A 13,325-nucleotide genomic window follows, 5' to 3' on the forward strand; every position below is an offset into this window, starting at 1 on the left:
TTTTAATACCATGATGGAGCTCAAGACCCCCGCCGAGATCGCGAAGATGCGCACCACCGGCATCTTCATCGCCGAGCTCCTCGAGGAGCTCACCACGATGGCCGAGCCCGGGATGAACCTCATGGAGCTCGAGTACCGCGCGCGGAAGATGATCGAGGACCGCGGTGCCGCCTCCTGCTACTGGGACTACGCGCCGTCCTTCGGCAGCGGCCCGTTCCGCAACGTGACCTGCCTGTCGGTCAACGACGCCTGCTTGCACGGACTTCCGCACGAGTACGTCTTCGAGGACGGCGACCTGCTCACCGTGGACATCGCGGTGTCGATCGACGGCTGGGTCGCCGACGCCGCCCGCAGCGTGAGCGTGGGCACCGCACGCGACGAGGACACGCGGCTCATCCTCGCCACGCGCGAGGCCCTCGACGCCGCGATCGACCACATGCGCCCGGGCACCAAGCTGGGCACGGTCTCGGCCTCCATCGGCGAGGTCGCGAAGAAGTACGGCTACCCGGTGAACACGCAGTTCGGCGGACACGGCCTGGGCCGGACGATGCACGAGGACCCGCACGTGCCGAACACCGGCAAGGCCCGCAAGGGCATGCTCCTGCAGACCGGCACGACGCTGGCCCTGGAGCCCTGGTTCTGCGCCACCACCGAGAAGATCATCTTCGATCCGGACGGCTGGACCCTGCGCTCCGCGGACGGCTCCCGCGCCGCACACAGCGAGCACACCGTCGCCATCACGGAGGACGGTCCGCTCGTCCTCACCGCCCCGGCGTAGCCGCTCGCTGCGAGGCGATGAGGACCCTCGCCGCATCCCGGGCACCGTCGACGACGCCGTCCGGGCCCAGAATGGCGGCGGTGGTGAGCGCGCCCTCGGTGAGTAGCCCGATCTGGATCGCGACGCGGTCCGGCAGCCCCGCCTCGGCGACGAGTGCGGCGAGCTCGTCCTGGTAGCAGGACTTGTTGTGCTGAGCGGCCTCGGCGACCGTGGATGAGGTCGCGCCCAACTCGCCGTAGCTGTTGATGAACGAGCAGCCGCGGAAGTCGTTCTCGGCGAACATCTCGTCGAGCCAGTCGAAGACGGCGAGCACCCGCTCCTCCGGCGCGACCGCCCGGTCGACGTACTTGTGCAGCCCGTCGGTCCAGCGGCGGTCGCGGATCGTCAGCACCTCGGCGACGAGCGCGTCCTTCGAGGGGAAGAGCTTGTAGATCGCCTTGAGCGAGACGCCCGCGGCGGTGCGGATCTCGTCCATGCCGACGGCCTGGATCCCCTTGCCGTAGAACAGCTTCTCCGCCGCCTCCAGCACGGCGGCGCGCTGCTGATCCGTATCCATTCCGCATGACCCCTTGACGAGAGAACGATCGTTCCCCTACTGTAGCACCCAGCGCGAGAACGTTCGTTCTCCGCGAAGTCGACAAGGAGCAGATCATGAGCAAGACCGTCCTCGAGCCCGCCGCCCAGGCCTTCTCCGACGCCACCGCGAATCCGCCCTACCTGTTCGACCTCGGCCCCGTCGAGGGCCGGAAGACCGTCGACGAGGTCCAGTCCGGCGAGGGCGTCACCTTCCCCGAGGTCGACGAGGAGTGGATCACCGTGCCCGGCGGCCCCACCGGCGAGGTCCGCACCCGCATCGTCCGCCCGAAGGGCGCCACCGGCGTCCTGCCCGTCATCCTCTACGTCCACGGCGCGGGCTGGGTCTTCGGCAACGCCCACACGCACGACCGCCTGGTCCGCGAATTCGCCGTCGGTACCGGTGCGGCCGTCGTCTTCCCCGAGTACGACCTCTCCCCCGAGGCGCGCTACCCGATCGCGATCGAGCAGAACTACGCCGTGGCGCAGTGGGTCGTGAACTCCGGCGCCGAGAAGAACCTCGACGGCACCCGCATCGCGGTCTCCGGCGACTCCGTCGGCGGCGACATGGCGGCCGTCCTCGCCCTGCAGGCCAAGGCCCGCGGTGACGTGCGGCTGGCCGCGCAGGTACTCCTGTACCCGGTGGTCGATTCGGACTTCGAGACCGGCTCGTACCGCGAGTTCGCCGAGGGCTACTTCCTGCGCCGCGACGCCATGCAGTGGTTCTGGGACCAGTACACGACCGACCCCGCGCAGCGCGCCGAGATCTTCGCCTCGCCGCTGAACGCCACCGTCGAGCAGCTGCGGGACCTGCCGCCCGCCACCGTCATCACCGCCGAGGCCGACGTGCTGCGCGACGCCGGGGAGGCCTACGCGGCGAAGCTCCGCGAAGCCGGCAACCAGGTGACCGCCGTGCGCGTGGGCGGCGTCATCCACGACTTCATGATGCTCAACGCCTTGCGCGAGACCCACGGCGCGCAGGCCGGATTCGACCTCGCCATCGCCGCGTTCCGCCGCGCGCTCGCCTGAGTCGAGTCCCTCCGCATGCCGCGACGGCCCCGGGCGCGTGCCCGGGGCCGTCGCCCGCGTTCGGTCAGTCGTGGATGATCACGCCACGGATGTTCTTGCCCTCGCGCAGGTCCGCGTAGCCCTGGTTCACGTCCTCCAGCGAGTACCGGGTGGTGATCAGCTCGTCGAGCTTGAGCTCCCCCGCATCGTAAAGACGCAGCAGCCGGACGATGTCGTACTGCGGGTTCATCGATCCGAACAGCGTGCCCATGATCGTCTTCTGGTTCAGCGTGAGATCGGTGCCGGAGACGTGCACGGTGAGCTTCTCCGGGTCGGCGAGGCCGGTGATCACCACCTTGCCGCCCTTGCCGATCGCCGCGGTCGCGTCCTGGACCACCTTCTCGTCGACGGTGCCCACCAGGATCAGCGCGGCGTCGGCGCCCTGCCCCCAGGTCAGCTCGGTCACCTTCTCCTGCGCCTCCTCCGCGGTCGCGAAGGCATGCGTCGCACCGAACTTCAGCGCCGTGTCGCGCTTGAGCGCGATCGGATCGACCACCACGACGTACTTGCAGCCCGCCGACACGGCGCCCTGCACGGCGTTGATACCGAGGCCGCCGATGCCGTAGATCACGGCGGTGTCGCCGGGGCGCAGGCCGCCGGCCGAGACCGCGGTCCCCCAGCCCGACGGGACGCCGCAGCCCACGAGGACGGCGGTCTCCAGCGGGAGCCAGTCGTCGATCTTCACCACCGAGTGCTGGCTGATGGTGGCCCGCTCGGCGAACGTGCCGAGCATGCACATGGCGCCGAAATCCTGCCCGCCGCCGTGGAACCGGAAGGTCCCGTCGGGCATCGAGCCCTCGAGGATGGTGGCGCCGAGATCGCACAGGTTCTGGCGGCCCGTCGAGCAGTAGCGGCAGGTGCCGCAGTTCGGGATGAAGCTGCAGACCACGTGGTCGCCGGGCTTGACCTTGGTGACGCCGGGGCCGACCTCCTCGATGATCCCGGAGCCCTCGTGGCCGCCCACGATCGGATAGCGCGGCGGGAGGTCGCCGTCGGTCAGGTGCAGGTCGGAATGGCACAGGCCGGCGGCGGTGTACTTGATGAGCACCTCGCCGGGGCCGGGGCCGTCGAGCTCGAGTTCCATGATCTCGAAGGGCTTTCCGGCCTCGAGCAGCACTGCGGCTTTGGTCTTCATGATGTTCCCTTCCGCGTCAGAGCGCGATGTTGACGGACTTGGTCTGGGTGTAGAGGTCGATCGCGGAGTCGCCGAGCTCGCGGCCCCAGCCGGACTGCTTGAAGCCGCCGAAGGGCAGCGCAGTGTCGAAGCCGTTGTACTGGTTGACCCACACCGATCCGGCCTTGACGGCGGCGGCGGTGCGGTGCGCCTTGGAGACGTCCTTGGTCCAGATCCCCGCCGCCAGGCCGTAGATCGAATCGTTGGCGGCGCGCACCACGTCGTCCTCGTCGTCGAAGGGCAGGGCCGCGACGACCGGGCCGAAGATCTCCTCCTCGACGATGGAGAAGCCGGGCTCGACGTCAACGAAGACCGTGGGCTCGATGAAGTAGCCCTCGTCGCCCCAGCGCTTGCCCCCCGTCAGCGCCCGCGCACCGTCGGCCAGGCCCTGCTGGATGTACCCGTTGACCCGGTCGAACTGCTCCTGCGAGACGAGCGGGCCGAGCTCGGTGGTCGGGTCCAGCCCGGGGCCGATCTTGGCGGCGGCCGCGGCGTCGGCAACGGCCTGGGTGAACTCGTCGAAAATGGACCGCTGCACGTACATCCGGGTGCCGGCGACGCAGCACTGGCCGTGGTTGAAGGTCCAGGCGGCGACCGAGCCGGCGACGGCGGCCTCCAGGTCGGCGTCCGCGAAGACGATGTTGGGGCTCTTGCCGCCCAGCTCGAGCGAGACCTTCTTGAGGTTGCCGGTGGCGGCGGAGACGATCTTCTTGCCCACCTCGGTGGAGCCGGTGAAGGCCACCTTGTCGACGTCGGGGTGACCCGACAGCGCGGCGCCGGCGTCGCCGAAGCCGGGGACGATGTTCACCACGCCCGGCGGGAAGCCCGCCTCCTCGAAGACCTCGCCGAGCATCAGCGCCGTGAGCGGGGTCTGCTCGGCGGGCTTGAGCACCACCGTGTTCCCGGCGGCGAGCGCGGGTGCCAGCTTCCACGTGGCCATGAGGATCGGGAAGTTCCACGGCACGATCTGGCCGCACACGCCGAGCGACTCTCGGCGGGTGTACGCGTGGAACTCGCCGCCGGGCGCGAAGGGCATCGACGGAGTGACCGCGGCGCCGCGGATCTTGGTGACGAGGCCGGCGTTGTAGCGCCAGACGTCGGCCGACCAGCCCACGTCGACGCCGGTGGCGATGGCGACCGACTTGCCGTTGTCGAGTGCCTCGAGCTGACCGAAGATCTCGGCACGCTCGGAGAGGATGTCGCCGACCCTCCAGATCAGGCGCTCCCGCTCGTTCGGCTTCATCCGCGACCACGGTCCCTCGTAGGCGGCGCGGGCGGCGGCGACGGCGCGGTCGATGTCGGGGGCCTCGCCGTGCGCGACCCGGGTGATCACCTGCCCGGTCGCCGGGTCGTGGGTGTCGAAGGTGCGGCCGGACAGGGCGTCGACCCACTGCCCGCCGATCAGCATCCTCCGATCCCGGGAGACGAAATCGGCGACGGCGGGAAGCAGATCGGGCACGGCGATGGTGGTCATCGGATTCTCCTTGCGAACCGTGGATGTGATGCACGCCACGTGGCGTCACCTACAGTTCTCGCACGGAGCGAGCGGGCGGCCGTGTTCGGAAACTGGACACTCCGGGTGGACGGTCACCGGGCGGCGCCGGGCCGCGCACCCTTCCTCACCAGCCGAAACGGTCCGGTCAGCCCCGGATGCCGAGCGCCCGGATGCGGGCGTACAGGGTGGTGCGGCTGATGCCGAGTTCCGCGGCGGCGCGGCTCTTGTTGCCGTCGGCGGACGCGAGCGCGGCGAGGATCGCCTGGCGCTCCGCCTGCTCCATCCCCCGCAGCCGGGCCGCACGGGTCGAGCCGCGGTACTCGGCCGGCAGGTCCTCGGCGGTGACGGTGCGCCCGCCCCGCGCGAGGACGGCGTCCGCCGCCTCCGTGAGCACCATCGACAGCTCCGCGAGGTTGCCCGGCCACTCCTGCGACAGCAGGGCGTCCGCGGCGTCGGCGCCGAGCTCGAGGTGCGGGTCCACCGCGGCCACGAGCCCCTGGCCGAGGGAGGCGATCTCGGTGGTCCGCTCCCGCAGCGGCGGCAGCACGATCCGCCGCCGGCAGCAGGCGACCAGCGCGCCGACGGCGGGCGAGAGCGACTCGGCCGGCCCCGTCACCACCACGATCGAGACCGCGGGGCCCGCCGCCGGGTTCGCGACGGCCGCGTGCAGCAGCCTCGCCGAGCGCTCGTCGAGCAGGTCCGCGCCGTCGACGACGAGGCCGCGGCCCGCCTCCCGGCACGCGCGCAGCACCGCCGGAACGTCCGGCTCGCGCCCGGCGAGGATCGCGCCGGCCACGTCGAGGACGGTGTGCGCGTCCTCGGCGACGCAGGTCAGGGCGCGCGTGCTCCGGCCAGTGCCGGGCTCGCCGCTGACGGCGACGGTCGGCGCGGTCGCGGGCCGCGGGGCGATGACCGGCGCGGAAGGCCCGCCGGGGCGCGGTCGAAGCCGGAAGACCGCGGCGTGCGGCGCACCGTCGGGCCTGCTGACCACGACGTCGGCGACGACGCCCGAGACGAGCGTGAGCACGGCCGTGCGCGGCGCGCCGTCGGCGAGCAACAGCCGCAGCGTGCCGAAGTCGCCGGGCGCGAGCAGCTGCGCGGCGGCGGCATTGGTGAGCTGCAGGTCGTCGCCGATCGCGGCCACGGCGACGTCCCGGCGTCGCGCCAGCCGCTGATAGGCGGCGATGACCGCGCGGTGCGAGGCATGGGAGCGGTCGAGCAGCCGGCCCGAGATGTCGTCGACCAGGCCGCGCACCAGCGGGATCGACAACGGGTTGATCCGGTCCGCGATCTCCGCCATGCAGATGACGCCGGCGAGGCGCCGCGTCGCCGGATGGATGATCGGGCGCCCGAAGCAGCTCAGCGTGCGGAACTGCTCGAGGTAGTGCTCCGCGCCGTTGATCGCCACGTCGCCCCGGACCTCGAGCGGCGTGCCCAGCGCCGTCGTGCCCATCTCCTCCTCGCCGAAGCCCGCGCCCGCGATGGCGCCCAGGCCCTCGAGGCGGCGCTCCAGGGTCAGATCTGCCGTCACCCGGGAGACGAGCCGGGACCGGTGGTCCACCAGCAGGAGCGCGGTGTTCGACCCGCTGAGCGCGGTGGCGGCCCGGGCGAGCACCGGCCGGGCGGCGTCGAGCAGGGTGTCGGCGGCCTCGATGGCGCCGATCTCGGGGTCGGGATGCGCGTCGGGGCGCAGGCCCGCGCGGTCCGACCGCAGCCACGAGGCCGCGATCACCGGGCGGTGCGGGGAGGTCTCCACCGTCCCAGTGTGACATGGATCACCGGATATGACACTCAGTGTCGGAACACGGGCCGCAGGCGGTGTAGCGCCTCCTCGATCTCGGCGGTCGCGCCGGCGAAACTGAGGCGGATGGTCCGCCGGCCGCGCACGGTGTCGAAGTCCAGGCCGGGCGTGATCGCGACGCCGGTCTCGTCGAGCACCCGCGCGCACCAGGCAAGGGAGTCGTCGGTGAGGTGGCCGATGTCGGCGTAGGCGTAGAAGGCGCCGTCCGGCGGCGCGACCTCCGTGACGCCCAGCTCCCGCAGTCCGGCGAGGACCACCTCGCGGTTGCGCGCGTACCCTGCGACGTGCGCGTCCAGCTCGACCCGCGCCTCGTCGGAGAACGCGGCGACCGCCGCGTACTGGCTGATGGCGGGCGGGCAGATGGTCATGTTCGCGGTGAGCCGCTCGACGGGGCGTCGCAGGTACTCCGGCAACAGCATCCAGCCGAGCCGCCAGCCGGTCATGGCGAAGTACTTCGACACCGAGCCCATGACGACCTGCTCGCGGGAGGTCTCCCACGCGCACGACGTGGGCCGACCGTAGCTCACGCCGTGGTAGATCTCGTCGGAGATGAGCAGCGTGCCGTGCGCCTCGCACCAGCGCGCCAGGGCCGCGAGTTCCGACGGTGCCAGGATCGTCCCGGTCGGGTTCGCCGGGCTCGCGACGATGAGGCCCTTCGGCGGCGTCTCGAGCGCCTCCAGCATCGCGACGGTCGGCTGGAACCGGGTGGCCGCGCCGCAGTCCAGCTCCACGACCTCGCAGCCCAGCGCCTTCAGCGTGTTCCGGTACGCGGGGTAGCCGGGCCGGGCCATGACGACGGTGTCGCCCGCGTCGAAGGCGGCCAGGAAGATCAGCGTGAACGCGCCCGACGAGCCGGTGGTCACGGCCACCGCCTCCGGCGGGACGTCGAGGCCGTAGGCGCGGCCGTAGTGCGCGGCGATGGTCTCGCGCAGCGGCGCGATGCCCATCGACTCGGTGTAGCCGAGCGGCCCGGCGTCCAGCGCCGCGTGCGCGGCGGCGAGCACCGGCTTGGGCGCCCCCGCACTGGGCTGGCCCGCGGCCAGCGAGATCACGTCCCCGTGGGTCTCCCGGCGCCGCGCCGCCGCGGCCAGCACGTCCATGACGTGGAACATCTCGACATCGGAGCGGCGGGATTCGTGCATGCGCTCCATGGTGTCATCCGCGGATCCGGCCGCCGCGGGAACCGTCGGAGCCGCTGACGCGTCCAATGGAAGAGGGGGCGATGCGATGCCGGCACAGGCGTGGGTCACGTTGGCGGTCGGGATGTTCGCGGCGATCGGCGTACTGGTGTCGTGGCGACAGAAGGTCGAGGCGGACCGTCGGGCGGAGTGGTGGCGGCGAGTCAGCTGGTCGTTCGATCAGGTCCTCAGCGACGACAGTGACCGCATGTCGTTCGGATGGGCAGTGATCGGCCGACTGAAGGAGTCGGAGATAGCAACACAGGAAGACCGGGAGATGCTCCGGTCACTTGCCGACGAGTGGGTCACCAGCAAGAATGAGGACGAGCAGGCCGAAGGAGAACGTCCATGACCGAGCGAGCCGAAGCCCCACGGCGAAGCGCGCGCGACGAGTTCTGGCGGAAGCGAGCGCTGCAGCACGCCGCGCACATCGTCCGCGACATCAGCGAGGAGACGGGCCGACCCATCAGCGCGGCCGTGCAGCGGGTGCTCGACGAGGAAGCGCGCGAGAACGCGAAGACCGCCTGATCACCGCGTCGGGCGGGTCAGGTAGGCGACGACCTCGCGGCCGATGCGGGTGATCACCACCGTCATGGGCAGCGAGCCCTGGAGCTTGAGCCGCTTGCGCAGCACGTCGGGATCCACGCCCGCGCCGCGGGTGAGGATCTCCACCGACCCCACGTCGCGCCGGCGCAGCTCCGCGCGCAGCGCCTTCTCGGAGAACTTCAGCTCCTCGAGGATCTCGAAGCCGCGCTCCCCCGCGGGCACGGCGTCGCCGCTGAGGTAGGCGATGTGCGGGTCGATCTGCCACAACCCGTGGCGCGCGGCGTAGTGCCGCACCAGGCCGGCGCGGATGACGGCGCCGTCGGGCTCGAGGAGGTACTTCCCCGCCGGCTCCGGGTCCACGTCGTGCGGGTCGGTGGAGAAGACCTCGTAGCCGCCGGAACCGGAGCCGTGCAGCACCGTCGCCCTGGTCAGGCCCGGGACGGCGACGGGGCCGGACCACAGGCACGCCTCCCGGACGCCGCCGTCGAGGGAGACGATCTCCACCTCCCCGTCGAAGCCGCCCCGCCGCAGGCCGTCGTAGTCGATGCCGGGCGCCGTCTTCACGGCCAGCGAGCGTCCGGCGTAGGCGGCGCGCAGGGCCGAGAGCGCGGGCGACATCTGCTCGGGATCGACGATGCGCCGCCCGCCCGCCCGGCGCGCCGGGTCGGCGATGACGACGTCGGCGGTGGACGTGGGGGTGAGCGCGTCGGCGACGTAGACCAGCGCGCGGGGCACGTTGTGCGCGGCCATCCGGGCGCGCAGCGGGTCCAGGTCGCTGCCGACGACCCGCGGGCAGACCTGCACCAGCGCGCGCAGCTCCGCGCCGATCGAGCAGGTGACGTCGTGCACCGACAGCCACGCCAGGCGGCGGGCGCGGTGCTCCGCGACCGCCGACGGTGTGGCCTGCTGCACCGCCTCGTCGGTGAGCAGCCAGCCGTCGACGTCGCCGAGCTTGGCGGCCGCGCGGCGGCGGGCCCGCACCTGCTCGATGACGGCCGGGGCGTGCGCACCCGCGATGCCGCGCACCGTCCCCACGTCCGCGAGGAGGGTGCGATCGGTCAACGCGAGCCGACCCGCCGCGGCGACGGCGGCGGCGCCGTCGGCCGTGCGCAGATAGGCGAGATCGGCCCCGTCCAAACCCGGCGTGCCCGGACTACTCGGGCTTGGTGCCCGTGATGGCCAGGTTGTAGAAGAACTTGCGCGGGACGACGCGGCGCATCACGGCCTCGTCGAGCGCGGAGAGCTTCTTCCAGCCGCCGAAGGCGAAGCCGGCCCAGCCGAAGCCGAGCTTCGACGGCGGCACGGCCGCCTCGAAGGTGCGCACGGGCCAGCCGAGGAAGGCGGCGGTGAACTCGTCGGTGGTGGCCTCGACCTCGACGGCGCCGGCGCGGGCCGCCATGGCCTCCATCTCGTCGGGGTCGAAGGTGTGGATGTCGACGACGGCCTCGAGCGCCGCGGCGCGCGAGGACTCGTCGAGCTCGGCCTGCGGGCGGCGCCAGTCCGCGAGGAACGGGAGCTTCGTCGCGTTGGTGGTGATGCCCCAGGTGATCCGCCCCAGCCAGCGGGCGTAGAAGTCGCCGATGGTCGTCGGCTCGCCCGCGAAGACGAACCGGCCGCCCGGCTTGAGCACGCGCAGGACCTCGCGCAGCGACTGCTCCACATCGGGGATGTGGTGCAGCACGGCGTGGCCGACGACCAGGTCGAAGGTGTTGTCCTCGTACGGGATCGTCTCCGCGTCCGCGACGCGCCCGTCGACGGTGTGGCCCAGGGCCTCACCGTTGCGCAGCGCGACCTTCACCATGCCGGGCGAGAGGTCGGTGACCGAGCCGGTCTCCGCGACCCCCGCGGACATGAGGTTGAGCAGGAAGAAGCCGGTGCCGCAGCCCAGCTCCAGGGCGCGGCCGTAGGGCTTCTCGTTCTCCCCGCCGGTGGCGGCCTCGAAACGCTCGCGGGCGTAGTCGATGCACCGCTCGTCGAAGCTGATGTGCCACTTCTCGTCGTACGTCTCGGCTTCCCAGTCGTGGTAGAGCACCTGGGCGAGCTTCGTATCGGAGAATGCGGCCTCAACCTCGTCCGCCGTGGCGTGCGGGTTGGGGGCCGGCTGCTGGTCGGTCATGAAGGCCTTTCGAGAAGATTGTTCCCGCCAGGTTACCGCCCGGTCAGATCACCGCCAACCCGCGTGATGAGAACAGGTTCTCCCCCGGCGGGCCGCCCGGAGCGCCGGGCGGCCCGCCGCGGGGCGTTCGGGCTACTTGCCGACGAACTTCGCCTTGCCCGGTCCGTTCTCGATGAACGAGGTCATGCCGATGGTGCGGTCCTCGGTGGCGAACAGCCCGGCGAACAGGTGCCGCTCGATGGCGAGGCCGGTGTTCAGGTCGGTGTCGAGCCCCTGGTCGATGGCCTGCTTGGCGGCGCGCAGCGCCTGCGAGGCGGCGCCCGAGAACTGCTTCGCCCACGTCAGGGCGGCGTTGTAGACGTCGTCCGGGGCGACGACCTCGTCGACCAGGCCGATCTGCAGGGCCTCCTCGGCGCCGACGAAGCGGCCGGTGAAGACCATGTCCTTGGCCTTGGCCGGGCCGACGAGGCGGGCGAGGCGCTGCGTGCCGCCGCCGCCGGGGATCACGCCGAGCAGGATCTCCGGGACGCCCACCTTGGCGTTGTCGCCGACGATGCGGCGGTCGGCGCCGAGGGCCACCTCGAGGCCGCCGCCGAGGGCGTAGCCGGTGATGGCGGCGACGGTCGGCTTGGTGATCGACGCGATCGCCGACAGGCCGCCCTGCAGCCTGGCGATGGCCTCGCTCATGTCCGCGTAGCCCATCGCCTGCATCTCCTTGATGTCGGCGCCGGCCGCGAAGACCTTCGGCCCGCCGTAGACCACGACGGCCTTGATGTCGTCGCGCGTGTTCACCTCGGCGGCGAGGGCGATGAGCTCGTCCTGGACCTGCGAGTTGATGGCGTTCATCGGCGGGCGGTTCAGGCGGATCGTGCCGATGCCGGGGTGCTCGTCGGAGGTCTCGAGGGTCACGAATTCAGTCATGACCCCAGAGGCTACCGGGTGCCGGAAAATTTAGTTGGACGTCCACGTAAATCCGGCGGGCGCCACGGTCAGTAGATCGTCGAGCCCTCGGCGTACTCCGCCCAGCCCGGGAACCGTCGCTCCTCGCGCGTCATCCCGTCGACGATGGCGACGGGCGTCAGGTCCGCCGCCTCCGCGGCCCAGCCCAGCACGTCCTCGACGGTGTCGAAGGGCAGCAGCTGGAACAGCTGGGAGTAGGTGGGCGCCATGAGCTTGTTGCGTCCCGCGAGCCACGCGTCGATCACGGCCTGCGGCGCGTGCCAGCCCGCCGACACGGCCTCGGTGGTCACGCACGTCGCCTCCTGCCCCGCGGGCAGCGCGGCCAGGTAGAACATCGTGTCGTACCGGCGCGGCCGCCCGGGCGGCGTCACCCACCGCGACAGCGGCACCAGGTCATCCGGGTGCACGCGCACGCCGCACTCCTCGTGCGTCTCCCGCGCCGCGGTTACCCGCAAGTCGTCGCCGTCCGACGGCTCGATGCCGCCGCCCGGGAAGACCGTCACGTCGGGCGCGAACTCCATCCCGCTCGCGCGGGTCTGCACGAAGACCTCCAGGCCGGACGATGCCGTCCGCAGCAGCAGGACGGTGGCCGCGGGCCGGATGGGCACGTCCGGGAGGTCACGCCGATGGTCGGCGCCCTCCGCGCGGTGCGCCCGCGCCGCCTCGTCGCCGCTCATGCCTGCAGCCTCCGGCGTCCGGGGCGCGAGGCCCGTCGGGCGAAGAACCGGCCGTCCACCTCGTCGAGCAGGATGCGCTGACTGAAGGTCTCCGAGAGCACCTCGGCGGTGAGCACGTCGCCGATCAGGCCCTGCGCCACGACGCCGCCCTCCTTGAGCATCAGCGCGTGCGTGAAGCCCGGCGGCACCTCCTCGACGTGGTGCGTCACGAGCACGGTCGCGGGGGCGTCGGGATCCTGCGCCAGGGTGTCGAGGCGGGCGACCAGCTCCTCGCGGCCGCCGAGGTCGAGGCCCGCGGCGGGCTCGTCGAGGAGCATCAGCTCGGGGTCGGTCATGAGCGCGCGGGCGATGAGCACGCGCTTGCGCTCGCCCTCGGAGAGCGTGCCGAAGCGGCGGTTCGCGAGGTGCTCGGCGCCCATGGACTCCAGCACGTCGACGGCGCGACCGATGTCCACCTCGTCGTAGCGCTCGCGCCACCGGCCGAGCACGGCGTAGCCCGCGGAGACGACGAGGTCGGTCACCAGCTCGTCGTCCGGCACCCGCGACGCCAGGGCCGCCGAGCACACGCCGATCCGCGCGGTGAGGTCCTGCACCACCGTCTTCCCGAGCACCTCTCCCAGGATGTGGGCGGTGCCCGCGCTGGGGAAGTCCTGCGCGGAGGCGAGCCGCATGAGCGAGGTCTTGCCCGCGCCGTTGGGGCCGATGACGATCCACCGCTCGTCGAGCTCGACCCGCCAATCGATGGGGCCCACCAGGGTTCGGCTGTCGCGCCGCAGGCTCACGCCGCGGAAGTCGATCACCAGGTCCTGGTCGGGTTCGGCGGCGGAGTCGGGGGCGGGCGCGCTGGAGGCGGCGGCGGGATCGGACACATCACCATCCTGCCGCACGCGACCGGTCGCGGTTGGCAGGATGGTCCCCGTGTCCACAGACCACCGCTCCCCCACCCCCGGCGCCGAGGG

Annotated in this window: 14 protein-coding genes; 4 read left to right on the plus strand and 10 right to left on the minus strand. The window is 72.0% G+C overall.

Going from position 1 to position 13,325, the window contains the following annotated elements; all coding sequences use genetic code 11:
* The first annotated feature begins 10 nt into the window (after positions 1-10).
* The gene (gene map / locus LB823_RS15790; RefSeq protein ID WP_224648392.1) at positions 11-778 is read left to right on the plus strand and encodes a type I methionyl aminopeptidase; all 768 of its coding nucleotides are present in this window, start codon (positions 11-13) and stop codon (positions 776-778) included.
* Here the strand turns inward: map and LB823_RS15795 are convergent.
* Positions 762-1,334, minus strand: a complete 573-nt coding sequence (locus tag LB823_RS15795; protein WP_224648395.1) for a TetR/AcrR family transcriptional regulator — start codon at positions 1,332-1,334, stop codon at positions 762-764. The genes map and LB823_RS15795 overlap by 17 nt on opposite strands.
* Positions 1,335-1,429: 95 nt before the next feature.
* Here LB823_RS15795 and LB823_RS15800 point away from each other — a divergent pair, with 95 nt between their 5' ends.
* Positions 1,430-2,380 carry an alpha/beta hydrolase gene (locus LB823_RS15800; protein WP_224648397.1) on the plus strand — a complete coding sequence of 317 codons (951 nt, stop codon included), beginning with the start codon at positions 1,430-1,432 and terminating at the stop codon, positions 2,378-2,380.
* Positions 2,381-2,444: 64 nt separating this feature from the next.
* Here LB823_RS15800 and LB823_RS15805 read toward each other — a convergent pair whose 3' ends face one another.
* The 4 genes from LB823_RS15805 to LB823_RS15820 all read right to left on the minus strand — a co-directional run bounded on the left by LB823_RS15805 (position 2,445) and on the right by LB823_RS15820 (position 8,040).
* Positions 2,445-3,554 carry an NDMA-dependent alcohol dehydrogenase gene (locus LB823_RS15805; RefSeq protein WP_224648399.1) on the minus strand — a complete coding sequence of 370 codons (1,110 nt, stop codon included), beginning with the start codon at positions 3,552-3,554 and terminating at the stop codon, positions 2,445-2,447.
* Positions 3,555-3,570: 16 nt separating this feature from the next.
* A complete protein-coding gene (locus LB823_RS15810; protein WP_224648401.1) occupies positions 3,571-5,067 on the minus strand; it encodes an aldehyde dehydrogenase family protein in 1,497 nt (498 codons plus the stop codon).
* A 166-nt stretch (positions 5,068-5,233) separates the two neighbouring features.
* On the minus strand, positions 5,234-6,844 hold the full coding sequence (locus LB823_RS15815; RefSeq protein WP_224648403.1) for a helix-turn-helix domain-containing protein: 1,611 nt from the start codon (positions 6,842-6,844) through the stop codon (positions 5,234-5,236).
* 35 nt (positions 6,845-6,879) lie between these two features.
* Positions 6,880-8,040, minus strand: a complete 1,161-nt coding sequence (locus LB823_RS15820) for a pyridoxal phosphate-dependent aminotransferase (protein ID WP_224648406.1) — start codon at positions 8,038-8,040, stop codon at positions 6,880-6,882.
* Here LB823_RS15820 and LB823_RS15825 point away from each other — a divergent pair.
* On the plus strand, positions 8,030-8,419 hold the full coding sequence (locus LB823_RS15825; protein ID WP_224648408.1) for a hypothetical protein: 390 nt from the start codon (positions 8,030-8,032) through the stop codon (positions 8,417-8,419). The genes LB823_RS15820 and LB823_RS15825 overlap by 11 nt on opposite strands.
* The gene (locus tag LB823_RS15830) at positions 8,416-8,595 is read left to right on the plus strand and encodes a hypothetical protein (RefSeq protein ID WP_224648410.1); all 180 of its coding nucleotides are present in this window, start codon (positions 8,416-8,418) and stop codon (positions 8,593-8,595) included. Before LB823_RS15825 ends, LB823_RS15830 begins: the two co-directional genes overlap by 4 nt.
* Here LB823_RS15830 and LB823_RS15835 read toward each other — a convergent pair whose 3' ends face one another.
* The 5 genes from LB823_RS15835 to LB823_RS15855 form a co-directional block, all read right to left on the minus strand.
* Positions 8,596-9,750 carry a class I SAM-dependent methyltransferase gene (locus tag LB823_RS15835; RefSeq protein WP_224648412.1) on the minus strand — a complete coding sequence of 385 codons (1,155 nt, stop codon included), beginning with the start codon at positions 9,748-9,750 and terminating at the stop codon, positions 8,596-8,598.
* A gap of 16 nt (positions 9,751-9,766) precedes the next feature.
* Positions 9,767-10,729, minus strand: a complete 963-nt coding sequence (locus tag LB823_RS15840; RefSeq protein WP_224648413.1) for a class I SAM-dependent methyltransferase — start codon at positions 10,727-10,729, stop codon at positions 9,767-9,769.
* Between the two features lie 132 nt (positions 10,730-10,861).
* Positions 10,862-11,650 carry an enoyl-CoA hydratase/isomerase family protein gene (locus tag LB823_RS15845; protein WP_224648415.1) on the minus strand — a complete coding sequence of 263 codons (789 nt, stop codon included), beginning with the start codon at positions 11,648-11,650 and terminating at the stop codon, positions 10,862-10,864.
* Between the two features lie 68 nt (positions 11,651-11,718).
* A complete protein-coding gene (locus LB823_RS15850; protein WP_224648417.1) occupies positions 11,719-12,366 on the minus strand; it encodes an NUDIX hydrolase in 648 nt (215 codons plus the stop codon).
* Positions 12,363-13,235, minus strand: a complete 873-nt coding sequence (locus LB823_RS15855; RefSeq protein ID WP_224648419.1) for an ABC transporter ATP-binding protein — start codon at positions 13,233-13,235, stop codon at positions 12,363-12,365. The genes LB823_RS15850 and LB823_RS15855 overlap by 4 nt, the downstream gene beginning before the upstream one ends.
* Positions 13,236-13,325 lie beyond the last annotated feature (90 nt).

This window comes from Tsukamurella sp. M9C, assembly GCF_020169415.1.
Lineage (GTDB): Bacteria > Actinomycetota > Actinomycetes > Mycobacteriales > Mycobacteriaceae > Tsukamurella.